Annotated in this window: 25 protein-coding genes; 2 read left to right on the forward strand and 23 right to left on the reverse strand. The window is 52.9% G+C overall.

Annotated elements, in window-relative coordinates; all coding sequences use genetic code 11:
- Positions 1 to 43: 43 nt before the first annotated feature.
- A complete protein-coding gene (locus ACS0RQ_RS18430; RefSeq protein WP_039078489.1) occupies positions 44 to 1,729 on the forward strand; it encodes an aspartate:alanine antiporter in 1,686 nt (561 codons plus the stop codon).
- 386 nt (positions 1,730 to 2,115) lie between these two features.
- Positions 2,116 to 3,849 (forward strand): AIPR family protein, encoded by a 1,734-nt coding sequence (locus ACS0RQ_RS18435; RefSeq protein ID WP_334632938.1) that lies wholly within the window; start codon positions 2,116 to 2,118, stop codon positions 3,847 to 3,849.
- Positions 3,850 to 4,174: 325 nt separating this feature from the next.
- Here ACS0RQ_RS18435 and ACS0RQ_RS18440 read toward each other — a convergent pair whose 3' ends face one another.
- The 23 genes from ACS0RQ_RS18440 to ACS0RQ_RS18550 form a co-directional block, all read right to left on the reverse strand.
- Positions 4,175 to 4,369, reverse strand: coding sequence for a hypothetical protein (locus tag ACS0RQ_RS18440; RefSeq protein ID WP_334632940.1), 195 nt, complete (start codon positions 4,367 to 4,369; stop codon positions 4,175 to 4,177).
- A gap of 134 nt (positions 4,370 to 4,503) precedes the next feature.
- Positions 4,504 to 6,201 (reverse strand): phage baseplate assembly protein V, encoded by a 1,698-nt coding sequence (locus ACS0RQ_RS18445; RefSeq protein ID WP_334632942.1) that lies wholly within the window; start codon positions 6,199 to 6,201, stop codon positions 4,504 to 4,506.
- Positions 6,202 to 6,204: 3 nt separating this feature from the next.
- Entirely contained in the window at positions 6,205 to 6,741 is a 537-nt protein-coding gene (locus ACS0RQ_RS18450) for a baseplate complex protein (RefSeq protein WP_071194520.1), read from the reverse strand.
- Positions 6,716 to 7,432, reverse strand: a complete 717-nt coding sequence (locus tag ACS0RQ_RS18455; protein ID WP_334632946.1) for a hypothetical protein — start codon at positions 7,430 to 7,432, stop codon at positions 6,716 to 6,718. Before ACS0RQ_RS18455 ends, ACS0RQ_RS18450 begins: the two co-directional genes overlap by 26 nt.
- A complete protein-coding gene (locus ACS0RQ_RS18460; RefSeq protein WP_334632948.1) occupies positions 7,422 to 7,853 on the reverse strand; it encodes a tail fiber assembly protein in 432 nt (143 codons plus the stop codon). Before ACS0RQ_RS18460 ends, ACS0RQ_RS18455 begins: the two co-directional genes overlap by 11 nt.
- A 1-nt stretch (position 7,854) precedes the next feature.
- The gene (locus ACS0RQ_RS18465; protein ID WP_334632950.1) at positions 7,855 to 10,026 is read right to left on the reverse strand and encodes a phage tail-collar fiber domain-containing protein; all 2,172 of its coding nucleotides are present in this window, start codon (positions 10,024 to 10,026) and stop codon (positions 7,855 to 7,857) included.
- A gap of 10 nt (positions 10,027 to 10,036) precedes the next feature.
- Entirely contained in the window at positions 10,037 to 10,624 is a 588-nt protein-coding gene (locus tag ACS0RQ_RS18470) for a hypothetical protein (protein WP_071194516.1), read from the reverse strand.
- Entirely contained in the window at positions 10,617 to 11,798 is a 1,182-nt protein-coding gene (locus ACS0RQ_RS18475; protein ID WP_334632952.1) for a baseplate J/gp47 family protein, read from the reverse strand. The genes ACS0RQ_RS18470 and ACS0RQ_RS18475 overlap by 8 nt, the downstream gene beginning before the upstream one ends.
- On the reverse strand, positions 11,795 to 12,121 hold the full coding sequence (locus tag ACS0RQ_RS18480) for a DUF2590 family protein (RefSeq protein WP_317077434.1): 327 nt from the start codon (positions 12,119 to 12,121) through the stop codon (positions 11,795 to 11,797). Before ACS0RQ_RS18480 ends, ACS0RQ_RS18475 begins: the two co-directional genes overlap by 4 nt.
- Positions 12,118 to 14,541 (reverse strand): phage tail tape measure protein, encoded by a 2,424-nt coding sequence (locus ACS0RQ_RS18485; RefSeq protein WP_499079226.1) that lies wholly within the window; start codon positions 14,539 to 14,541, stop codon positions 12,118 to 12,120. The genes ACS0RQ_RS18480 and ACS0RQ_RS18485 overlap by 4 nt, the downstream gene beginning before the upstream one ends.
- Positions 14,541 to 14,711 carry a DUF6890 family protein gene (locus tag ACS0RQ_RS18490; RefSeq protein WP_394373797.1) on the reverse strand — a complete coding sequence of 57 codons (171 nt, stop codon included), beginning with the start codon at positions 14,709 to 14,711 and terminating at the stop codon, positions 14,541 to 14,543. The genes ACS0RQ_RS18485 and ACS0RQ_RS18490 overlap by 1 nt, the downstream gene beginning before the upstream one ends.
- A gap of 17 nt (positions 14,712 to 14,728) precedes the next feature.
- Complete coding sequence (locus ACS0RQ_RS18495) at positions 14,729 to 14,989, reverse strand: putative phage tail assembly chaperone (RefSeq protein WP_317077435.1); 261 nt, start codon at positions 14,987 to 14,989, stop codon at positions 14,729 to 14,731.
- Positions 14,990 to 15,105: 116 nt separating this feature from the next.
- Positions 15,106 to 15,471: a hypothetical protein gene (locus ACS0RQ_RS18500; protein WP_317077436.1), complete on the reverse strand. Its 366-nt coding sequence runs from the start codon at positions 15,469 to 15,471 to the stop codon at positions 15,106 to 15,108.
- Positions 15,471 to 15,812, reverse strand: coding sequence for a M15 family metallopeptidase (locus ACS0RQ_RS18505; RefSeq protein ID WP_071194511.1), 342 nt, complete (start codon positions 15,810 to 15,812; stop codon positions 15,471 to 15,473). Before ACS0RQ_RS18505 ends, ACS0RQ_RS18500 begins: the two co-directional genes overlap by 1 nt.
- Positions 15,809 to 16,099 (reverse strand): phage holin family protein, encoded by a 291-nt coding sequence (locus ACS0RQ_RS18510; RefSeq protein ID WP_071194510.1) that lies wholly within the window; start codon positions 16,097 to 16,099, stop codon positions 15,809 to 15,811. Before ACS0RQ_RS18510 ends, ACS0RQ_RS18505 begins: the two co-directional genes overlap by 4 nt.
- 8 nt (positions 16,100 to 16,107) lie before the next feature.
- On the reverse strand, positions 16,108 to 16,563 hold the full coding sequence (locus ACS0RQ_RS18515) for a phage protein (protein WP_334632960.1): 456 nt from the start codon (positions 16,561 to 16,563) through the stop codon (positions 16,108 to 16,110).
- The gene (locus tag ACS0RQ_RS18520; protein ID WP_334632962.1) at positions 16,560 to 17,687 is read right to left on the reverse strand and encodes a DUF2586 domain-containing protein; all 1,128 of its coding nucleotides are present in this window, start codon (positions 17,685 to 17,687) and stop codon (positions 16,560 to 16,562) included. Before ACS0RQ_RS18520 ends, ACS0RQ_RS18515 begins: the two co-directional genes overlap by 4 nt.
- Complete coding sequence (locus ACS0RQ_RS18525; RefSeq protein WP_334632964.1) at positions 17,684 to 18,391, reverse strand: hypothetical protein; 708 nt, start codon at positions 18,389 to 18,391, stop codon at positions 17,684 to 17,686. Before ACS0RQ_RS18525 ends, ACS0RQ_RS18520 begins: the two co-directional genes overlap by 4 nt.
- Positions 18,391 to 18,891: a phage tail protein gene (locus tag ACS0RQ_RS18530; RefSeq protein ID WP_334632966.1), complete on the reverse strand. Its 501-nt coding sequence runs from the start codon at positions 18,889 to 18,891 to the stop codon at positions 18,391 to 18,393. Before ACS0RQ_RS18530 ends, ACS0RQ_RS18525 begins: the two co-directional genes overlap by 1 nt.
- Positions 18,888 to 19,340: a head completion/stabilization protein gene (locus ACS0RQ_RS18535; protein ID WP_334632968.1), complete on the reverse strand. Its 453-nt coding sequence runs from the start codon at positions 19,338 to 19,340 to the stop codon at positions 18,888 to 18,890. The genes ACS0RQ_RS18530 and ACS0RQ_RS18535 overlap by 4 nt, the downstream gene beginning before the upstream one ends.
- A gap of 94 nt (positions 19,341 to 19,434) precedes the next feature.
- Positions 19,435 to 20,139, reverse strand: coding sequence for a phage terminase small subunit (gene gpM / locus ACS0RQ_RS18540; RefSeq protein WP_334632971.1), 705 nt, complete (start codon positions 20,137 to 20,139; stop codon positions 19,435 to 19,437).
- 3 nt (positions 20,140 to 20,142) lie between these two features.
- The gene (locus ACS0RQ_RS18545) at positions 20,143 to 21,165 is read right to left on the reverse strand and encodes a phage major capsid protein, P2 family (RefSeq protein ID WP_334632973.1); all 1,023 of its coding nucleotides are present in this window, start codon (positions 21,163 to 21,165) and stop codon (positions 20,143 to 20,145) included.
- Between the two features lie 55 nt (positions 21,166 to 21,220).
- Positions 21,221 to 22,036: a GPO family capsid scaffolding protein gene (locus ACS0RQ_RS18550; RefSeq protein ID WP_334632975.1), complete on the reverse strand. Its 816-nt coding sequence runs from the start codon at positions 22,034 to 22,036 to the stop codon at positions 21,221 to 21,223.
- Between the last annotated feature and the right edge of the window lie 157 nt (positions 22,037 to 22,193).

Raw genomic sequence — 22,193 nt, forward strand, 5'->3', positions numbered from 1 at the left:
CCATTCTTTCAATAGCTTACAAGTAAACAAGAAGTTAGCCTCCGTGAATATAAACGTCGCAGATTTGTTAAACGGGAATTACATACTGTTATTATTTGTTGTTCTGGCGCTCGGACTCTGTCTGGGGAAATTACGCCTGGGTTCTGTACAACTCGGTAATTCCATTGGCGTTTTAGTGGTTTCCTTATTATTAGGTCAGCAACATTTCAGCATAAACACTGATGCCCTCAATTTAGGTTTTATGCTGTTTATTTTTTGCGTAGGAGTGGAAGCTGGGCCAAACTTTTTTTCTATTTTTTTCCGCGACGGCAAAAATTACCTGATGCTGGCGCTGGTATTAGTCGGCAGCGCATTGTTGATTGCTCTTGGGCTCGGCAAATTGTTCGGCTGGGATATCGGTCTGACGGCGGGGATGCTGGCAGGCGCAATGACGTCCACGCCTGTACTGGTGGGTGCCGGTGATACACTACGTCATTCGGGTATGGACAGTACCCAGCTTTCACAAGCACTCGATCACTTAAGCCTCGGCTACGCCCTGACCTACCTTATTGGCCTGGTCAGTTTGATTGTCGGCGCTCGCTATATGCCGAAGTTGCAGCATCAGGATCTGCAGACCAGCGCCCAACAGATCGCCCGTGAGCGTGGACTCGACACCGACACCAACCGCAAGGTCTATCTGCCAGTCATCCGCGCCTATCGCGTCGGTCCGGAGCTGGTGGCCTGGGCGGACGGCAAAAATCTGCGTGAGCTGGGTATTTATCGCCAGACGGGCTGTTATATCGAGCGTATTCGTCGTAACGGTATTCTCGCAAACCCGGACGGCGATGCGGTACTGCAAATGGGCGACGAAATCGCGCTGGTTGGTTATCCGGATGCGCATGCGCGTCTCGACCCCAGTTTCCGTAACGGAAAAGAGGTGTTCGACCGCGACCTGCTCGACATGCGCATTGTCACCGAAGAGGTGGTGGTGAAAAACCATAATGTCGTGGGGCGCCGTCTGGCTCAAATTAAGCTGACGGACCATGGCTGTTTCCTCAACCGCGTTATCCGCAGCCAGATTGAGATGCCGATTGACGACAACATCCTGCTCAATAAAGGTGATGTCTTGCAGGTGAGCGGTGATGCCCGTCGTGTGAAAGCCATCGCTGACCGCATCGGCTTTATCTCTATTCATAGTCAGGTCACGGACCTGCTCGCCTTCTGCGCTTTCTTTATTGTTGGCCTGATGATCGGCATGATCACCTTCCAGTTCAGCACCTTCAGCTTTGGTATTGGAAACGCGGCGGGCCTGCTGTTTGCCGGGATCATGCTCGGCTTTCTGCGCGCCAACCACCCGACTTTTGGCTACATCCCTCAGGGTGCGCTGAATATGGTGAAAGAGTTTGGTCTGATGGTCTTTATGGCAGGTGTCGGCTTAAGCGCCGGTAGCGGCATTGGTAACAGCCTGGGTGAAGTGGGCGGACAGATGCTGATCGCGGGCCTGATTGTCAGCCTGGTGCCTGTGATGATCTGTTTCCTGTTCGGTGCCTGGGTGCTGAAAATGAACCGCGCACTGCTGTTTGGCGCGCTGATGGGGGCACGTACCTGTGCGCCAGCGATGGAGATTATCAGCGATACCGCGCGCAGTAACATTCCGGCACTGGGTTACGCAGGCACCTATGCGATAGCGAACGTACTGCTTACGCTGGCGGGGACACTGATAATCATTGTCTGGCCGGGCTTAGGATAACTCCTAACTTAAAAAAATAATTAACACCTGGAGAACTTTTTTTCTCAGCATTAGTCATAACTAGTGCCACTGCTTTTCTTTGATGTCCCCAATTTGTGGAGCCCATCAACCCCGCCATTTCGGTTCAAGGTTGATGGGTTTTTTGTTGTCTGCTATTTTACCTCATACAAATCACTTAGTTACGCCCCTCTTCACTCATCAATGGCGACGAATTGGCGGCAGAGATACACACATGCAAAACTTAGTCTATAGTACCGCTGCTATGTATCGACCCGTTGCGCAGCAAAAACTATGGGAATTGCACCTACATAAACGATGAGCGGCCTTGTTGGAACTTAGTGGTAACTATTTATGATCTTAAGAAAGGTAAAGGAGTAAAACTTTTCATGAGTACAAACAGAGAAATAGCCATCCATGCTTTAAAAAGATACCTCAGTAAAAACTTTGCAGATCATATCGATATGAGTAATGTTGGAAGCAGGTCAACGGACAGGGAATTCAACCTTCTATCCAGATGCATTGCCGCAATGTCTGTTAAAATTCATAATAATGAAGTAGATAATGATATTTGTTCTGATTGCGTATGTGATGGCAGTGATGATCATGGTGTTGACGCTATATATGTAAATCATGACAAAAGAACTGTAACTGTTGTTCAATCCAAATTTGATTCCAGTGGTAATGGTTCTATTGGACGCAGCGAAATAAACGACTTCCTTAATTCTTGCAAAGAAATTCTCTTAGAAAAATACGATTTATTTAATGATAAATTTCGCCGTTGGGAACCCGATTTAGACAAAGCATATGATGCAACATATAAATATGTATTCGTCTTTTCATATAGTGGTGGAAGTCAATTAAGCGAAGAAGTGCAATGTATAATCTCACAAAATGAAAAAGATCTTAACTATGATATAGGACCAGATGCTACAACCATATCAATCCTGAACCTTGACGATTTGAGAGAGTATATGAGTAATCCTAACTCGATCAAAATAGATATGGATGATGTTGAGGTCCTTCAATATGGATTAAGCGATAATCCTTTGCCTGCTGTACATGGAATTATCACTGGTGATACTGTTGCTAGTTGGTGGAAAGAATATGGTGACGGACTCTTTGAGAAAAATATACGCGGAGGACTTGGCGATACATCAGAAGTTAACCAAGCGATAAAGGACACACTTATAAATAGACCTGATTTCTTCTATTATTTTAATAATGGAATAACAATCTTAGTAGATTCATTTGAACCAAGAAGAAGGAATAATACCAGCCGGAGAGAATCCGGTGGTTTTGATTTTAAAAACATGAGTGTTATTAATGGAGCTCAAACAATAAGCACTATAGGTAAAACTTTTTCATCAGGAGATATAACTTTAGACGACCTGAGCAAGGTTAAAATATCAAGTAGATTCATTAAATCCCTCATCAATAATAACGAGTCACCGAACGGTGATGTTGACGATATTTCTTTGGATATAACTATAGCGAATAACAATCAAAACAAAGTTACATCCAGAGATTTTGCATCAAAAGACCCTTTTCAACTTGAATTACGTAGGTCCATTGCCTTAGAAACCCCTTATCAATATGAAATAAAAAGAAGTGAAACTCCAGTTATAAATTCTTCGCCGTATGTGATGGATATGGATGATGCTCTTAATGCATTAATTTGTTGTAATCCTGCCATTAGAAACATTGCAAATCTCAAATCTAATAGGGGTCGTTTTTTTGAAAGTCTTACTGGCCCGTTATATAAAAGTGTATTTAATCCCAGCGTAACCAGCGTAAAGGTAATTAATTCGGTTAACGTATATAGAAAATGCCTAGATCATCTTTTACAGTTGGAAAAAAACCGCCCGACTAAACGAGATGAAAAGATTGCCATTCATGGTCGCTATGTTCTTATATCAATCGCCATGAACTCTCATACAAGAATAACAAATGCATCATCTGTTTTTTCGAAGGATTCTTTACCTGATTTTAACCAGATCCTTGATAACGCTTTTTCTACCATAGCTGAATATATTAACGATAAGTATGCTACCAGCCATATGCCTCGATTTTTTGAAAACCAGCAAAAATTGAAAGAGATTTATAGTCTTTTCAATATGTAACGGTTTGAATTAGAACACCCTTTATTTTAATCCTTAAGGGTGTTCTATCAAATTTTCTAAACGTATGATTAAACTGCTCCAACCCTAGCCCCAAAATGGTAAACACTTTCGCTAAAAATAATCTGCGATAGCTTTGTTATCGATTTCATTTTCTTTAGTGCCGCCTTTCGATAAAAGTTTCTTAATATTAAACAGTTAGACTATGAAATTGAAATCACCAACCCTTTTAATCCACTATATAACGTTCATAAAAATATAGAAAAAACCTATGTTTTCAGACAGTTAATAATTACTCACATAGAGCTTTCTAACTTAAAAAATGAAATTAACTGAAATTCTTTTCAAATTTTTCAGTTTGCAGATTCGCGCAAACCCCCAGCAATGGCGCGGTCTGGCGGTACGGTTTGAAGAAAAATAAAACTGAAAAAATTACCTGATCCAAAAACCGCAGGCGGGTGCGGTGTAGCGCCGTTTTTGTCTGCGGCGTCTTTATTTTGTTGGGGTATGGCTGCGCCAGCATGCCGGGGTGCGTTTGATCGTTTCGTGGGATTACTCGCGGGTATACTGTCGGGAAAGGCGCTCACAGCGCGTTATGGTGCGTCTGGCGAAGGGGCATAAAAAAGCCCGCACACTGGCGGGCTAAGATGATTTCATTCAGGCAATGATAGCGGCGTATTTTCCCCTGGTTGTTCCTGCTTTTGTCGCCGTCTGCGTAAACCCGCCAGACTGCACAGGTGCGCCCGTTCCGGGGTGTGTATGGCTGGCACATTGACTGGCCAGCTCCGCCAGCAGGTCGATAGTGTCCAGTAACATGGTCAGGGCATTGGTCTGTTCGGTGCCGATATGCACGGTCTGGCCAATCACCTGCTGACCAGCGGCCACGCTCCTGCGCAGTGCGGCAATCTTTTCTGTCAGCGCGCCGCGCGTCTCGATATCGATATTCCCGACCACCCTGCTGGACTGCCGCCCGTCAATCTCGGTTTCGGCATCACCCTGAATACTGGCCAGATATTTTCCGCCTGCGGCCATCGCATAATCGCCTGTGACGACCTGCTGAACAGCCCCGGCCATCAGTGTGGACGTGCCAAGCACGGTTGTCTTATCTGTCGCTTTGACCGTTGTTTCCCGTTTGACCAGATCCCGCTTTTCGCTGTCGGCGGTCACTTCGCGGGACATGGACGTCTCGCGGATGGCCTGATCGGTCTGCCGCTCCCAGTCGCCGCCCTGGGTAACGCGGTGCGAGACACCCTCGCGTTGTTGTTGCAGCTGCTCGCCGGGCTTCACGTCCGGCAGGCTTGTCCCGTCCGGCAATGTCTGGCGTACAAACGGCTTATCCGGGCGGCCGCCTGTGAAACCCACTTCGACCAGCGTTCCTTCTGGCGGAAACTGGAACATCCCCGAATCATTCCCGGCCATAGGAACCGCTAACGGCACAGCGGAATAAACCGGGGTTGTTTTGTCCGGGTTACCGTCTGCGTCAAGCAGCTGCACATCAACGGCATACCGAGGGCGGAACGGATCGGCAAAATTGCCGCTTGAGACGGGTTCACTCGCCGCCACCACGCGTGCCATTTTCGGCAGATGCAGCCCGCTGGCCAGCTCCGGGAACTGACTTTCAATCTGGCGCTGAATGGGCGATTTTTGCAGGGGTTCGCCCGTGATTTTATTGCGCGGCGTCCAGGCAATATCCATTGTGTCGTTTGTCAGCGTGACTTTCGTCAGGCGCTGGCCGTTCACTTCCACACCCGGACGCAGGGACTGGATCAGAGGAATGGTCATCGAATTTCCGGCTGCATTGCCCTGGCTGAACTCGTGGGGGATTTCCACCGGACGCCCCGCGAATAACGCCGCCTCCGCGCCGCCTGCATACACGGAACCATCCGGCAACTGATACCAGACATAATCCGTGATGCCAAAAGCGCTACCCAGATTATTGAGCAACTGGAAGCCCGTGCCGGAATGGGTGAAATGAGGGATCGGCGTACTGCTGTAGCTGGCATCCGGCACCGTTACCGTGATGCCGCTGTTTTCCGTCAGCCAGGCGGCAACATCCCGTAATGTCGGATGCTGAAATGAGCATGGCCAGGCGTGATCAAAGACGCCTGCCAGTTCACGGACAAACAGGCGCACAAATCCCCGGCCAGCAGGCTGGGAGCGTTCAACATACCCGGTAAACCAGCGCAGCAACTCCCCGGCATAACCCACATCAAGGCGCACGGTCTTCCCGGTATAGTCCTGATCGGTTTCGGCGGTGATAAAACCGCGTCCGCAGTTGCTCAGTTCCAGCACAATGTTCACATCAGAGAGATGGATCTCATCAGTAGACAGATAAAGTCGTTTAATGGGTTTCATTCATCACCCCAGGGCATCGTTTACGGGTTTTAGCACTTTTCTTTCGAACCAGGTCATTTTTTCCTCTGACTCCGCCGAATCCCCCGACCGGGTGGAAGCGCCAGCCCCCTGCGCTTTACTGGTCGCGTTTTTACCTGCTGCGGCCTCTTTTTTCTCTGCCACACTGAGAAATTCCGTTAACGTAAAGGTCACCAGCCAGGACATTCGCCCGTCCTGCTGCGGGGCATCCAGCGTGCCGGAAAACGTTGCCTGCCGCAGATTCACCGCACGGGCGACATTGTTGGCCACACGGTATACCGCACGCTTTCCGCTCTTGTCCGTGGCATTAGCCAGCTGGAAAATCCGCGTCAGAATATTGATATCTTTAAAGGCAACCTCGCCGGATACCCGCATTTCTTTACCCTTTGCGCCCTCTTCGGATTTACTTGTTGAACTGGTGCTGCCCGACTGGTCTTTATCGGGGAATTGTTGCGTGATCGTGACGCGCATATTTTTCAGCGGGATAGCTTCGCCATTAAGCGCCAGCATGATAGCTGTCATGAATCATCCCCCTGATAACACTGAGATCGGCACCTGTCAGCATAAGGGCGGCGCTGTATACAGAAGACGCTGCCGGAATATCGGTTAACAGCGCTTTCGTGATGGTTGCCGCATCACCGCTGGCGGTGAATACCCAGGCGCTGGCGCTTTTCGCCGCCAGTGCCCCCGCAGCGTTCGCAATACCGGATAACAGTTCGGTACGCTGCGCCTTAAACGCGCCCAGGCTCGCTTTCAACCCGGCCAGGCTTAATGAACCCGACGCCGCAGCGCTGGCCACCGCCGCCGCACTGCTCATCGCGCGCGTTGTGGGGACTGACAGAGGAATAGCATCAGCCAGCCCGTTACGGGCTTTTGCAGGTTTCTGCATCTTCACCGTTGCCAGCTCTGCCGCCGAACGGGCAAGGCGGGATACCTGCGTGAAAGCCGGTGCGGGGAAAACTGCCGTGACGGGATCGAGATACGCCATAAATTCATCGTGGCTTTGCCCGGCCACCATAAAAATCACGACATCGGCATGTGCCGTCAGGCTGGCCAGCTTTTCAGCCAGCCACCCCACCGCATTTACCGGGCTGAGATAAACCCCGTTATCCGTCTGCTGGCCCAGCCCGTAAACCCACGGATGCGCAGCGGCGACTGAGCAACTCAGCGACGGCAGCGCATCAGAAAGTGAAAGCGTCGCCTTACGCCACATTTTCGGGCACCTCCGGCCATGTGATATCCGTTGCCGATGTATCGACCCGGTTCAGCAGGACACGGTATTTCCGCCAGGCCGTCAGCGCGGCACGTTCCTCATCACTGGCCATGTCAAGCTCGGCAGCGTCCTGGAGCGGTGCAATTTTTTCAGTGGCCAGCGTCAGCAGCCGTTTACGCTCATCTTCTGCCTGCGCCATTAATTGCTCAGGCGTCGGGGCCGGACGGTCTGCCAGAACGGGATAACCGTTATCATCAGCAACGATAATTTTCCCTTCGGTCACACGCTGGATAAGGTACTGATAAACCCCCTCTCCTACAGCCTGCGCATCATCAGGCCATCCGGCGACAGAATTGATGTAATTATCCCGGTATGCCTCCGGGTAAAATGCATTACGTGCAGCGCTGTAATAAATAGCCATATTATTTCCCCCAGGCGAACCACATAAACCCAAGCCCGTTACTGGACGTGCGGTATGTGAAACCAAACTGATTAGTTGGCAGGGCATAAACGGAATGGCCGTTATTCACGCCAAGCCCCATCTGACAGATCACACCTGAGCATTTATTGGGAAACGCAATATTGTAGCCATGCGATTCTGGCTCATTTGTCGCACTCTGAATCCAGCCAAACTGAAACATAAACCCCGTGACCACATCCACAAAATACCCGTTCGTATCACTGAGCATCGTCAGGCGGTTAGCCACTCCCGCAAACCGGTTGTTGATATAATTCGACAACCAGTCGTTACCCCAGGCACTGCCATGAATATTCCCGGTCGGGTTATCTACAGGGATGGCACTAAACTGAGACTGAATGCCCGACCATTTCGCGTACAGATGTGCAGACAGCAGCCCACCCCATGCAGGACCATTAATATCGCCCGTTAAATTATTAATGGGGATCGCGTTAAACTGGCCCTGAATACCCGCCCACTTATTCGCCAGATGATTTGACAGCCAGTCATTCCCCCAGGCGCTCCCGTGAATATTCCCGGTTGCGTTATCTACCGGAATGGCGCTGATTTTGTTTTGCAGGTCGTTGAAGCGCACAGTGAGATTCACGGCCAGCGAACCGCCCCAGGCGGTCCCGGAAACATCACCCGTGGCGTTATTCACCGGGATAGCGCCAAAGCGTCGGTTAAGATTGTTGGACAGCCAGTCCGGTGCACCATTTACCCCCCACATCGTGCCATGTGAGTTACCATCCGTTGCGTAGATGGCCTCGCCTGCCCACAGTGCGCGGGTGGCTTTTACCTGCCCGTCCTGGGTAAACGTAACCCGGCCAAATTCAACCGTATTTGTTGCATTCACGGTACGAAAGGCAAACCCTCCAGTGCCCGCCCCCTGGTTATTTGTAAACCCGGCCATTCCTGAGTCGATGCCGTTCCAGTCAACGGTCAGCCCCTGATATTGCGGACTCGCTGGCATCGTGGCATGAAAGCCATATGCTCTTGCGACATCGTTAGTCACCGTTCCGGCATTGAAAACTGCCGGGCTGTCACTGGTAAATTTCCGGCCAGGCCTGGCGAAGTAATGCAGCCCGTCCCCCGTGGCGATCAGACGGTCTGTGTAATCATCAGGGCTGAAATCAGCATGAAAATCCAGAAAAGGCGTTCCTCCGGACAGCTCAATACTTCCGAACCAGGGAACCTGACTGCTACCCAGCCCCAGAACGTTACGGGCCGCAGCTTTATCAACCAGATCGCCAAGATTCGCGGCCTTGCGCATAAAATCGTTGTTTGACTGCTGCTGTGCCAGGCTCCCTTTCGGGCGCATGTCGGTTACCGTGCCATCCGCATTGACCTGCGCAACCGGGCAAACGTAATGGTGTACATCGTTCTGATCGTAATCAGCCAGCGCAGCCGCAACGACAGGCACGGCTGACACTTCCCAGGCACTGGTAAGTTGTCCCGTAAAAGACGCATCAACAAAGACACGATAGGGGCGCGCTATGGGCGTAATGACCCTGTTCGCAGGAAGCACCACGCGCAGCCCGGCAACATACCCGACGCCAGCGGTAAGGACATAATCAGCGCCAGAGCGCACGAGCAACCAGCCATCCCCAAAAAATGCAGCCTGTCCGTAAACATCCACGTTTTCGACGCGCTGGCGTTCATCCACGCCGGACAGCCGCGCAGTGAAATCAATCTGCCAGGTTTCGGCAGGCGTCCTGATTTCGGTCTGCGTTGCCGCGCCGTTGTACTCCATCAAAAATGAGCGGGTGAGAACGTTACCCTGCTGCCCGGCCCGCGTTTTCAGTTTCTGCTGAACCGGGGCATGAACAACCATGGCCAGTGTGCCGGAGGCTTTGTTAGTCAGGCCAATCCAGTTGAAATCAAAATCCCCGGTATCCGCGCCCAGTACAACGGAATACACCACGCGGTTGGCATTCACCACCCCGGTACGCGTGACGGGCTGGCGGTGGACAATATAGCGCGCGTCCGGTAGCTGTTCTGCCCGGTTGACAGGAAGGGACGGATCGAGGCCCGGCACATTTGCGAAAACAAATTCATCCAGCAGAACAGGTTCATTGCTGGCCGCCTGGCGTGCTTTCCACTGCTCAAACGCAGTTGTAATAACAGTCTGTGACATTCAGTACTCCCTACAGGCTGGCGCTGAATGTCGCGCCGCCACTCTCATTGCTCCCCAGGCTGGCCGGATAGCACACGTATTCACCCTGATCCCACCCTGCGCGGATCACGAATTTTTCAGAGGTCATCACCTCAAACTGGTAGCGGCGGCACGTCCGGCCATACTGCCGGATAATCTGGATCATCAGCTGCGTGTTGGCTGCAATCTGGCTGTCCGTGACCCGTACAGTGATAACATCCCAGTCAATACCGTCCTGCCGTTCCAGTAATTCCACATAACCAATTTCGAGACGGTCAAAAATACGAATGAATCCCGCCACAGACCCGGCATCCGCCGCATTAACAAAGGCATACGCAATGCGCTTGCGGAACAGTGACAGCGGTTCACCGTCAAACCGGGTTATATCCCGGTCATAGGCCATCAGCCCCAGCAACGCTTCTGAACAGGTCAGCGGATCAAGCTGATTAACAGGCCAGGTGATCCAGCCATATACGAGCGCCCAGAATTTACGGGCCGCGCGCAATAGCGCTTTCGGTTCCCCGTCATTCATCCAGAAGGGGAGCGCCAGCGTTTTCAGTTTCTCCAGAAAATCAGTCATTCAGTAATTCCACCGTCAGGGTTTTCAGGCGCGGGATACTCAGTTCACTGATAATGTCGGCAAGGGAAAAAACCAGTGAATCCGCCAGGGGGTATTGGTCATGGATTTCTGCCGCCAGTGTCGAAAAACTGAACCGTGAATACGGCCAGGTCTTTTTCACGTCATAGTCGGCATTTTCCCGAAAGGCACAGCGCACCATGTTGGTAATGCCTGTTTTCAGTAATGCCTGGTCGTCGGCGGTGACGTTGGCCAGCGATTTGACATACACCGTCACCCGTAAATCATGCAGCGTCTCCGGCAGTGCAAAACACTGCATGTCATCGCCGTGGCCATGATTGCCCTGCGTCGTAATGTAATCATTCACCGCCGCCACGAACGGGGCAGAAACCACCCCCGTATCCAGCAACAGATACGCATTGGCTGTCCCCGGCCCGCGCGGTGCATCGTGCAGGAAAAAGATGCGGTCAATGGACAGCCCGGCCACGCCGGAAATCATGGATCGGTATACGGCGTCGGTGTGGTAATTTCCGACCAGGTTAAACTGATTGCGGCAACGCTCGCGCAGTTCATCATCACTTTCTTCGTCAGCGCCTGGCGTGATCAGCCAGTCCTCATCGTTCACGACGCGGCTGATACCCGCCACGGCCACAGGTAAAATGCGGTAATATCCCGGAGCAAGATTAAACGCGCCGCCTGTCGCGGTCGCCGTGACCGGGATAAGCGCACTGGACTGATCGGCAGTGAGGGTGAAATCTTCGGTTGTCACCACCTCATACACCACGCCGTTGATGCGTTCGGTCTGCACTGCCGTTCCCGCTTTCACCGTCACCACGGCGGCATCAGCTTTGTAGAAACGGATAACCCCCTGCGCAGCTGTCGCAGGTTTCGCCGTGACGTTTACCGCCCAGGCCAGCAGGCGCAACAACGGGCCGGATGCCGTTGCCACGTACATATTTACGAGCACCGCTTTAACCAGAACATCTTTCAGCCAGAGCACAGGCGTGGTGATAAGCGCCGTCACCAGTCGCCAGAAGGGCGACATGCGGGACGTGTTAGTAATCAGCCCCTCTTCGGCAACGATGGCATTAAAACGGGTGCGCAGCTCTTCTGCCGTGGTCGGCATACCGGACTGCTTAACCACCGCGTCAAAATCCACTTTTGGTTTTTCTGTCATAATTCAACGCTCGCCGTAATCTGGCCAAAATCCCACGTTGTCGCAGTGATCCACAGGCGTTTAAGCCCTTCCTCTGAAATCACCACGCTGCCCGGTTCAATGCGTTCATCATCTTCAATCAGCAATTCCAGCCGGGTTAATATGTCTCCGCGCAATGTCGGGCTGCGTTCGGCAATTAATTCCGTTGCAAGACCGCTTTCCAGAATTGAATGAACAACGTCCTGCCCGATGCTTCGGCTGTTATTACATAAAAGGGGTTCATTACCGGGATTGAGAACAAAATTGCGCCCCTCGATCAGCAGGTCTATATATAAATCACTCATTCTAATTCCTTCCATTCCGCAAGTTGCCCCGGCGTCATTGCCGCTGTGTGATAGAAATTAATTTCACCATAATGCTTACTCTGGTCTGTCACACTTCTTGAATTACTGCTGACAACTTTACTGATACCGCCTTTTTCAATTCCCGTTAATTTCCCGCCCGTGGAAAGAACATTCTGGCTGATTTTTTTATCGCCGTTATCACCTGAAAGGGAGATATTCACGCCGGGAATTTTATTCAGTTTTTCTACGATCCAGTTCCATGAATTTAAAAACGTCCCTTTGATGGTTTCCCATACATTATCGAATACGCCGATTATTCCGCTGGCCATTCCTGCCAGTGCATCAATCGGTGAAAAACCTGTCAGTAATGCCGTGAAATTATTCCAGCCATCCGAAATAGCATTCCACGCAGAAGTAAACACATTCGCCAGCCAGTAAATTGCACCCTGGATAACCGTGAATGCAGCGGTGTTACTTAATGAACCGGTCACCCCTGACCAGGCATTAATAATCCGGTTAATACCGTCAGTGAAGGACGCCCACACCCCGGCAAAGTAACCCCTGATAGCCTGCGCCATTCCCGCCAGTACATCGAGCGGAGAGACGACAGAAAACAGCATGACGACCACTTTCCAGCCTGCGGAGATTTTCTCCCATACCGCTGTAAATTTGCCGCCCAGCCATCCGGTCATGGCGGCTAATGCCCGGAATGGCCTGCTGTCCATCAGTAATGTGGTCACCGCCTGCCATGCCCGGCTGAAAAGACGAAGGATCGCGCTGGCCATCACCCCGACAGCCTCCAGCGGAGACAATCCGGCAAGCGCCGCAACCAGACGTTGCCAGCCCGCAGTGACGGACGTCCACACCTGCCGGAACACCCCGGCAACCCACATGGCCATCCCGGCCACCACCGCAAACGCGCGGGTATTCATGACCGCCGCTTTCACCGCATCCCAGTGTTTGATCAGCAGATAACACCCGGCAACCAGCAGGGCAATGGCCCCGATAATCAACAACACTGGCCAGCTCAACAGGTTAAAACCGATCCCCGCCGATATCGCTGCCATGCGAACCGCAAGCAGCGTACCGCGCAGGAATTTTAGTGTCAGGTTCCATGCCGCCACCGCTTTTGAGGCAAGCCAGACCGTAGCGGTATAAATCTTTGTGACCTGCGTCAGCCCTTTCCAGAGTCCTTTCAGGCCCACCATGATGAATGTCGATACGCCCATCACGATGTTAGCCAGCGCCCCGGCCCCGGCCAGGCTGAGGACAGCCAGCGTGACGTAACCAACCACGCGCGCGATATTGGGAAACATCTGCATCCACCTGACAAATGTCTGCCCCATATCCGCCAGCCTGTTCAGCAGTGGATACAGCACAGGCAGAAGCGTCAGCCCGATAACGGTTTGCGCGGCATTCAGGATGGCCACAAAGCGATCCCACGGCTTCACCATCTTTTGCGCCATTTCCTGGGTGCGCCTCAGTCCGTCAGCGCCCCCCAGTTCGGTGATATTGCGCTGCAACACGTCAATGTTGCCGTACAGCTGTTTCACCACCGCCGAACTGTCACCAAACGCGTCATCCAGTTCTTTTTGTGCCTTAAGATTGCCCTCAAGGCTTTTGCCGTATTTGCCCTGCAATTTGATGAGCATTTCCGGCATAGAGAGCATATTTCCCTGCGCATCCTTAAAGGACAGGCCGAGTTTTTTCGCGCCCTCTCCCGCGCCATTCATAAACTGCTCATACGCGCTGCTGGCTTCCGTTCCCAGAGTACGGCTTAGTTGCCCCAGTACGGCCAGCTGCTCATCAATCCCGATATTGAAGTTATTTCCGACGCCGCGCGCCCCTTCCATCAGGTCTTTAATCAGCCCCATTTCCGCGCCAAAACGCTGGCGCATCACGGTCATTTTCCCGGCCAGCTGTTCGGCAAACTGCACTTTACCCAGGCGGTCAGCATCAGTTTTAAAGTTGCCGAACATCTGGCGCATAAACTCGGAGGTTTCCTCTGACGTGGCTTTCATCGCAAACGCCAGGGTGTTCGCGACTTTGGTCATTTTCGGCAGTTCCGTTGCCGTCAGTCCGTCGATGGCCCCGTTAATTTGCGCCGTGGAGTTGACGAACTCGACGGCGCTTGCCCCATAGGTCGCGCTGAATAAAAGCGCATCACGCTGAACAGTTTGCAGCGCCGTGCTGTCGATACCCCGCGCGGATGCCTCGTTAAGCGCATCAAACATATCAATAGCCGGAGACAGTGCGCCGCGCACCGTCTGCGCGACACCCCACATGGCCAGCGCGCCCACACCAATACGTTTAAAGGCGTCCTTTGATTTATCCGCAAAGCCCGTTACCGACGCCTGCGCCTGCTTTAACGGGCGCGTTAATTTGTCTATAAGGCTTAATGTAAAATCCAGTTGTTTCATTAAGAACCTTTAAAAGCGGTGCCTATTCCATTGGCTATTGCTACCGACATATATTCCCAGTAGCGGTTATCCAGCCAGACGGCAGCGGCAATATCATCAATATTATCCTCCCCGTGCGGGAGGTAATGACGGCGTAATATTACGTACTGGCTGAGTCCGTTTGATTCAATCGCCTGGACTCGCTGTGTTAGTTTTTTACTTCAATCTCCAGCTCAGGGGCATAGATTTCATTAATCTTGCCAACCAGCTGGAGCGCCGCGCCGGGACGCTGAATAATACTGGCCAGCGCTTCTTTACTTTCCGCTTCAACGATACGATTTAAATAACCCACAGCCGGAGCGACTTTGTTATCCATCGACATATCGTTAATAAATTTATTGTACGCAGTGACATTAGGGGCAAATACCAGTTCAACACCTGCAACGGCTAATTTAATTTTTTCGCTCATTTATTTTCTCTCGCTGATTAATTTCATCCACGAGCGTGTTATGACGCGCTGCGCAGACTGAATATAAATTTTGATATTCCAGTAACACCCCGGCGACATAAGCCCCGGTTGTTCCCTCAAGGCGCGGCAGTGTCTCCGGGCATTTTGTTTTCAGGTTTTCCTGATAAGGTACGTCCGGCGTTATCTGCGGCCTCGTTGAACAGGCGGACAAACTCATCAGACACGCACACGTTAGTAAAAACCGGCTTAACCATTTCGGTACGAATTTCACGCGGTTGCGCATTGGCCAGCCCCTCCAGTATGGTTTCCAGACGCCGCGCGGAATCACTGGCAATGGTCTGTGTGGTGGCGCGGGTTTTATTCGCCGCTGCCGTCGCCGCCGTGGTGATCGATAACTCCAGGCTGTCACGACGCCAGTCAGCCGTCAGCCAGCCCCACGCAAACGCCACCGCAACCACAATCAACCACTGGCCATTTGTCATCAGCGCACCCCGTTATGTTCCAGGCTGAAATGATTGCCATCCGGGTTTGTCCTGAAACGCCCGCCCCAGCTGCCGCCCAGTGACTCCCAGTATTCACCCAGCGGTAAATACGCTTCGGTGCGGGTCTGGTATTCCCCGTTAATAAACAGGTTGAAATCCACGGCCAGGCGCTGGGTATGCAGACTGTTAGTAATGCCGCTCCCCTTTTTCGCGTTCAGCGCCGCCTGTTCCGGCGTCCGGTACGCTTCGCCATAAGTCAGGCGGTAGCCGTGGGTTTCCGCCCACAAAACCAGATTGGCCACCATGATGGTAAATAACTGCTGTTTTTCGCCCAGTGTCACTTTGCGTCCTCCCTCAGTTTCCCGGCTGCACGGCGGCGCAACCACAATTCCACTACCTGATAACCCGCAATCCCCAGAGCGGCCCCCAGTCCCTGGATAGCCAGCGGGCTGGCATCGGGGATCTGGAGTAACGCCGCACCAGAAATCACAGAAACGAAGCTCCCCAGAATTACCCGGCCAATGAAATGACGCGGGGTGATGGGGTCATTGCTGGACAGCACTTTGCCAATCGCGATCAGCGCACCGATAACCAGCAGCGTATAAAGGCTTTTCTCATGTTCCTGCATAATGTCCCTTAGCCGATCAGGTTCTGGGTGGCTTCCGCTTCCAGATACGGGATGCCGTCGATATTGATAAAGCGCGGATCAGTCACGATAAATTTAAATTTCCGCGTCGATAACGAGCCGCCCTTTGGTTCAATGTTCACCAGGCTGGACAGGTTCAGCTTGCAACCGAATGCCTCAACCTTCGCCTCTTCGTCCCCGGCCTTTGCGTAGAACAGCAGATCAACGGGGGGAATACCGCGCCATGAACCCGCCTGCTGCGCGAGTGACTTAATCACCCCCACGGCTTTCATGCTCAGTTCAATTTCACCCTCTGCCGAAACATCCCCGTCAACATACCCATCCGGTACACCGTGAGTGGTGGCGGCTGCGGTGTTATCAGTAATGTCCAGGGTAACGGTCTCCGCGTGTACCAGAGCGCTGTTAATAAAGAAATCAAAGGACATACCGCTGATACGTTTGCTCATGCGCTGGCCTCCGTGGTCTGGTCAAGCAGCAGACTGATCGAGATTTGCAGCGGCATTTCATAGGTGCGCACCACAATGTAAATCTCGACGTGTTTTTTCGTTTTCCAGACGATTTGTACATCACTGTCCTGCGGGGATTTCACCTCCCCCGGAAACTGCACACCGTTAATCTCAACGGCCTTTGACATTTCACGCAGCGGACGCGCAAAGAGTGTCTGGTGCGCAGCAATACTGCCCGGCGTACTGTTCAGGGAGCGATCCCCGATTTTGCCGATAGCCAGTAACCGCACCCGTCGCGCCGCTTTGTCGATAACCCTGACCGTTTCAATAGACTGGTAATCCCCGCCCTCCGCGTCCAGCGTGCGGCCATCAGACCAGTAAAGCCCGTCATAATCGGGATACCACATCGGCACGCTGTACCGCTGGGCCTGGAGCGCTTTCAGCGTGGCAATGTCCACCGTTGCCCCTGCGCCATCCTTCGGCAATTCGGCGCTGCCTGTATCGATCAGTGCCCCGGTCTGGACACGCGCAGGGCTGTCAGCAACGGTCACCGCCCGGTTACACAGCCGCCCGGCCAGTACGCCCGGTGCATTGCGCCAGATAAGCGGAACCAGTTGCACCGCCTTTTCGGCAATGCCGTCCTGCAATACAGACAGGCGCTCCAGATAGTCCGCCTGGTCTTCACTGGCAAGAAAGCCCTCAACGGCCAGGATGAACCACACCCAGCGCCCAAATTTCGCAATCAGGGTGGATCGCAGTGTTACCGCTTCGGCAATCACCTCCTTTTCGCTGACCGGTTCACACAGCACCACCCCTTCAACAGAGCAGGAGGTTTGCGCGGCCAGCACCGCTTTCACCCAGTCGCCTGCGGCGGCATCTACCGGAAGAACGTGAACAAACGCCCACCAGTTTTGCCCCGCATTGGCCTGCGCTGCCGCAAGGTTGCTTTTCAGCAACGAATCCGCAGCCCCCAGTAGGGCATCAAAATCCGTCTGCGTGTTCACCGCGATGGTTTTTCCGGTGTTGGTCGTCCCTTTCCCGATAAACAGCACCGTGCGTTCGACTTCTGTCACTTCGCCCAGCAACTGGTTTACCTGGTTTACTTCTACTTGTGGCCAGGTCATGGTTTCCCCTTAATATCCTGCGCATTCACGTCCCAGCCGAAGCCGATAGCCTGCAACTGGCGCGCCAGCGCCTTGTTAAATTCGTCATCGCTCATGCCGAGAAAGACACGGGCAGGCAGGTCAATCTGCCAGCTGTTTTTCACAGCCTTACCACTCAGTTTGCGGATCAAAAGTCCTGCCTGGTCGTAAGCCATGCTTTCGGTAATCTGCCGATACCCTGGCCTGATGAGCCGTTTTCCGCGCTGTACCTGATACCCCAGTGCCCGCAGTTTTTTGGCCTGCGCAATGGTGGCCATCTTTCCGGCGTGACTGCCGCGCGCTTTCCCGCTGCGGCTGACACGAACAGACATACCGTTTTGCTGTGCGTATCCGACCACCCCGGCAGGGACAGGGGTTTCGCCATTACGGTAGCCACCGCCCTGCAAATACACCCGCACCGCGTCGATTTCCGGCATTTCCCGGATGTGCAGAAGCTTCGGCATGTTCCGCAGCATCTTCCCGCGCCGCTTTGTCTTACGTCCTGGCCAGGGTGTGCCCTCCGGCGTCTGCTGATTCCTGACGTTGCGTTTTGCTGCGGCAATCAGCCCGTATTTCGCCAGGCGCCACAGCAAACGCTGGCGCTTTTTAGGGGGTAACGCCAGACTGGCCAGCGCCCCGCGAAGCTCCTGAAGCTGTTTTTTATTCAGCTCACCGCCAGCAAACATTAGTCGTCACCCACTGGCGCACCGTCATGGCCACTACCGTAAATCGCCGCGCTGTACGCGGTCAGGATCTCCGGGTCAACCAGTGACCAGCGCTCACCCCGCCACGGGATCAGCCCCTTTTCGTCCTGGCGTATCACCAGTTCTTCGACCAGCGGCATGGTCAGCACCACCGTAGCGGTTTCCTCATCTTCCACCGACACATCCCATTCCGGTTCCGCATCAGTGATCCCCAGCTCGTCCATCACCTCGTTGCCGTGGTCATCCAGCCAGGCTTCCATCAGCGCAACCAGCAGCTGCGGCGCACAAAGCCGGTACGGGAAGCGCTCCCATGAAAGCAATGCGCTGTAACGGATCACCGCCTGGCGGTATTGCCCCTGGCCTAAATCTTTTGCGGCAGGAACAATGCGCATTTCGTCAATCAGGCTGGAAAAGCCCAGTTGCGCGCGTGGTGGCACACTGGCCTTAAAAAACTCAGTCAGAGAATCAAGCTGGGTTTTCATACCTTGCTCACCGTGACGCGCTTATGCCCCTTCATCAGCCGGATAGTCACCGAAGACTCAGCCAGAAGCCCGGCGCGCGTCTCCTCGCTTTCCTGCCCCGGATGGCTGTCACGCCGCCCGATGGTGGCAAACTCGCCCAGCAGGTCAGCTTTGGCACGGGCAAACACCGCTTTCGTGTATTGCGCGCACAACCCGTTAAGCTCACCCAGGGTGACGCCCGGCACACTCGCCGCCGTCACATAACCCGCCGCCCGGTGCTTTTCCTCCACCGAAGCCAGCCCGGCATTCACTTCCGTGACTGCCGTAACCAGTGCCTGCCCCACCGTGCCCGCATCAAGATCGGGCGGAATGGCGCGTTGCTCCTGAAAATCTTTAAGGTTCAGATCCGGCCAGAAACCGTTATTAATTAACGGCACGTCGCTGTAGTTGATCGGATTGCCACTAAACATGTTTCCCCCGAAAAAGGCGGACTGACCGGAATCCACGGCACATTGCACATCTGTGCGCTGCCCTCCTCCGCGTCCGCCCGGCTTGCGGTAGTCGTTATTGTCCTTTTGCGAGGTTTCGCAGGCGCGCCGCAATCTGGTTACGCATCGTGCCTACGCCCACTTTTTTATAAAGCTTCTCCGCCGTCGCCAGCAGTACGGCGGCTTTTTCCAGCGTTTCCGCGTCTTCCACTGCCGTGGCGCGGGGTTGCCCGTTGTCGTCGCGCAGCAGCTGCAACCCGGCGAATTTGTACCATTTCGCCGTGATTTCCTCGTGTAACCGCCAGCGTGTTGTGACGTTCTCAAACGTGCGTGAAAAATAGGGTTCGATACTTTCACCCGCTGCCGTCGTACTGTCCGCCCAGGCCATGACCGTGTCGGCCACAAATGCCGGGAAGGTGCTGCGGAAGCTGTCCGGCGTCGGTTGGTGCTGTGCAATGGCGATATCTGCCAGCTCCAGCCCCTTATCCAGATCGCCCACGTCAAACAGCCACACCACGCACCAGGCAAAGACCGGATGCACAAACACGCTGCCACTCTCCAGATAGGCTTCAACCGTTGGCATCCACTTCGGCAACAGCACGTCACGCTTATGCGCGATACGGTCAGACATCATCGGCAGTGCTTTCAGGTAAGCCAGGTCCTGATTCAGCGCCTGAATCTGGATGTGCAGGCTGTCGAGGCTTTCAACGGCCTGACGGTTTGCCAGCTGCTTTTTCAGGGCAATTTTCTGGTTATGGCGTTGCGCGGGTGAAAGTGCCATTTATCAGCCCTCGCCGGGTTCCGTCAGCTCGCCAATGGTCACCGCGTCTTCGTCAATTGCGGCGTACAGCTCCGGCGTTTCAACGGCATACCCTTCGTTACGCAGGTATTTGTTTTCGTACTGTTTACGGTCGTCAACAAATTCATTTTTACGCTGGCGCGTATTGCGCTGGGTGTAGATGTGCAGGTTCGGCAACATGGTCACCACCATGCGTTTACCCGGCATGAACGGCGGGACCATAGCCGGACGCCCGGCGATGGTATTACCCAGCATCTGCGCGGCAATTTTTTCCGTAGGCTTGTCAGCCCCCTGGTACAGGCGGAACTGTTCAGCGGCCACCAGGTCAGCGCCAGCCAGTACAACCAGACGCGGGTCTGTGCGGAACTGCTGCGGGATTTTGGTGTTGATGAGGTCGGACGCCATCGCATCCAGCGAACGGTAATCGCCTTTATCATCCAGCGTGACGGCATCAGTGATGATCTGCTTGCCGCTGTCCCATTCTTTCATGATGGCGTGCCAGCCTTTGTTTACGTCCTCCCCGTTAGGGTTGGTCTCGTAATTCGTAGTTTTTTCGGCTTTCTGACCGTTAAAACCGATACGCAGCATATCCAGCGCAAAGGCCTGGTTAGAGAAGGTTTGCACCAGCTGGAAAAACTCTTCTTCGGTCTTGCCGGAGTTGGCCCAGACGGAGAGCAAATCCCAGCGCAGGGCCGCGCAGGAGTCGGTTTCGACAAGCTGATAGGTGTTACCGTCCACACCCACACGGCGAATAAAGCGCCCGTCTTCTTTACGCCCGGTATAAAGACCAGACGCCCCGACAGAAATTACCTGGCCGGACAACTGATCCACGTCCAGGCAGGTAATCATGTTGAGCATCTCAACAGATTCCAGCAGCGCCAGACGCAATGCGGTTTCTTTCGGGTCGGTCATCGCAAAATAGCGCTCGGTATTTGCAACGCCATAATCCCGCGCCATTCCCGCACAAAACGCTTCCATCAACTGGCGCGCACGATCATTTAAATACATAGATATTCCCCGCGTTGACGCGATTAATAATAAATAGGGCTATCCCGGATAGCGCTTAAAGGAATTTAAAGCCTTTGCCGCCTTTATCCCCAAAATGGCGCTTTGGTAACGCCGTGACTTTTTTATCCAGCTTGCTGAAATTCGTCAGAATCGTTGGCAGATTGTCGCGCAGACTGGCAAATTCTTCTGTGTCCACGACTTCGGCAATAGTTTCAATATCGCCCTGTGCCGCTGAAAGTTGTTCTTCAACTTTTGCCAGGCGTTCTTCAATACCATTAACTACTTCTGCAAGTGCCTGCAATTTGTCGTCACCTGACGGCACATCATTATTTTCTTCTTCAAACTTCTTTTTGGGTTCGATATTGAATAATTTCTGCCACGGAGTTTTCATTTTCATTTCCTGCGTAATTTTACCGTCACTGGACATTGCGCAAGCGTAATATCCTTGTTTTGTTAATTTGCGTTTTTCTGAGAAACGCAGCCGCGTAGTGCCAACACTTGCCGGGCGGTCTGTTACCGCCAGTCCTTTGAGATACGTCCTTCCGCTACCCCGCCAGTTTTCCTCGGGTTCGATGGAGAAATAAACCATCTGCCCTTCGCGGTTCGCATGAATAAGATTCAGGTTAGGTGTGAGCTTTGCATATAAGCGGGCAAGTCCGTCCTCTCCGTCCTGCCACATACATTCTGCCACTTCACCACAATTACCCCAGTCCCGTGAATGTTCCGGCCAAATCATAGCGCCGTAGTGATTAGGATGATCCGGGTTATAAGTTTCCCCCATGTCAATAATCCATTCACGGTAAATCTGTCGCCCGTCTACCGTATCCCCTTCGGTGGCAATACACAGCCAGTCAGTTTTTAAATGGGACATATCCCCTCACCTTGCCGTAATTGCAAAATGATTATTGCGAATAAATAACAGTGCATCATCCTGTTTAATTCTGGTCAGTTCGGATAAGCGTAAATAGCAGAACACCTGCGAATTAAAGCCACCGTTTTTTAAACACAGCCACGGCATAATTAAGCCT

This window comes from Phytobacter diazotrophicus (assembly GCF_052061655.1).
GTDB classification, from domain to species: domain Bacteria; phylum Pseudomonadota; class Gammaproteobacteria; order Enterobacterales; family Enterobacteriaceae; genus Phytobacter; species Phytobacter diazotrophicus.

Excerpts from the sequence above, each read along its gene's own strand:
- ACS0RQ_RS18480 (WP_317077434.1), bottom strand. The coding sequence starts at position 12,121 with ATGAGTGATTTATATATAGACCTGCTGATCGAGGGGCGCAATTTTGTT.
- ACS0RQ_RS18545 (WP_334632973.1), bottom strand. The coding sequence starts at position 21,165 with ATGTATTTAAATGATCGTGCGCGCCAGTTGATGGAAGCGTTTTGTGCG.
- ACS0RQ_RS18500 (WP_317077436.1), bottom strand. The coding sequence starts at position 15,471 with ATGACAAATGGCCAGTGGTTGATTGTGGTTGCGGTGGCGTTTGCGTGG.
- ACS0RQ_RS18495 (WP_317077435.1), bottom strand. The coding sequence starts at position 14,989 with ATGAGCGAAAAAATTAAATTAGCCGTTGCAGGTGTTGAACTGGTATTT.
- ACS0RQ_RS18525 (WP_334632964.1), bottom strand. The coding sequence starts at position 18,391 with ATGTTTGCTGGCGGTGAGCTGAATAAAAAACAGCTTCAGGAGCTTCGC.
- gpM (WP_334632971.1), bottom strand. The coding sequence starts at position 20,139 with ATGGCACTTTCACCCGCGCAACGCCATAACCAGAAAATTGCCCTGAAA.
- ACS0RQ_RS18450 (WP_071194520.1), bottom strand. The coding sequence starts at position 6,741 with ATGACAGCTATCATGCTGGCGCTTAATGGCGAAGCTATCCCGCTGAAA.
- ACS0RQ_RS18460 (WP_334632948.1), bottom strand. The coding sequence starts at position 7,853 with ATGGCTATTTATTACAGCGCTGCACGTAATGCATTTTACCCGGAGGCA.
- ACS0RQ_RS18470 (WP_071194516.1), bottom strand. The coding sequence starts at position 10,624 with ATGACTGATTTTCTGGAGAAACTGAAAACGCTGGCGCTCCCCTTCTGG.
- ACS0RQ_RS18455 (WP_334632946.1), bottom strand. The coding sequence starts at position 7,432 with ATGTGGCGTAAGGCGACGCTTTCACTTTCTGATGCGCTGCCGTCGCTG.
- ACS0RQ_RS18520 (WP_334632962.1), bottom strand. The coding sequence starts at position 17,687 with ATGACCTGGCCACAAGTAGAAGTAAACCAGGTAAACCAGTTGCTGGGC.
- ACS0RQ_RS18465 (WP_334632950.1), bottom strand. The coding sequence starts at position 10,026 with ATGTCACAGACTGTTATTACAACTGCGTTTGAGCAGTGGAAAGCACGC.
- ACS0RQ_RS18550 (WP_334632975.1), bottom strand. The coding sequence starts at position 22,036 with ATGTCCCATTTAAAAACTGACTGGCTGTGTATTGCCACCGAAGGGGAT.
- ACS0RQ_RS18445 (WP_334632942.1), bottom strand. The coding sequence starts at position 6,201 with ATGAAACCCATTAAACGACTTTATCTGTCTACTGATGAGATCCATCTC.
- ACS0RQ_RS18535 (WP_334632968.1), bottom strand. The coding sequence starts at position 19,340 with ATGTTTAGTGGCAATCCGATCAACTACAGCGACGTGCCGTTAATTAAT.
- ACS0RQ_RS18485 (WP_499079226.1), bottom strand. The coding sequence starts at position 14,541 with ATGAAACAACTGGATTTTACATTAAGCCTTATAGACAAATTAACGCGC.
- ACS0RQ_RS18515 (WP_334632960.1), bottom strand. The coding sequence starts at position 16,563 with ATGAGCAAACGTATCAGCGGTATGTCCTTTGATTTCTTTATTAACAGC.
- ACS0RQ_RS18530 (WP_334632966.1), bottom strand. The coding sequence starts at position 18,891 with ATGAAAACCCAGCTTGATTCTCTGACTGAGTTTTTTAAGGCCAGTGTG.
- ACS0RQ_RS18510 (WP_071194510.1), bottom strand. The coding sequence starts at position 16,099 with ATGCAGGAACATGAGAAAAGCCTTTATACGCTGCTGGTTATCGGTGCG.
- ACS0RQ_RS18440 (WP_334632940.1), bottom strand. The coding sequence starts at position 4,369 with ATGCTGGCGCAGCCATACCCCAACAAAATAAAGACGCCGCAGACAAAA.
- ACS0RQ_RS18435 (WP_334632938.1), top strand. The coding sequence starts at position 2,116 with ATGAGTACAAACAGAGAAATAGCCATCCATGCTTTAAAAAGATACCTC.
- ACS0RQ_RS18475 (WP_334632952.1), bottom strand. The coding sequence starts at position 11,798 with ATGACAGAAAAACCAAAAGTGGATTTTGACGCGGTGGTTAAGCAGTCC.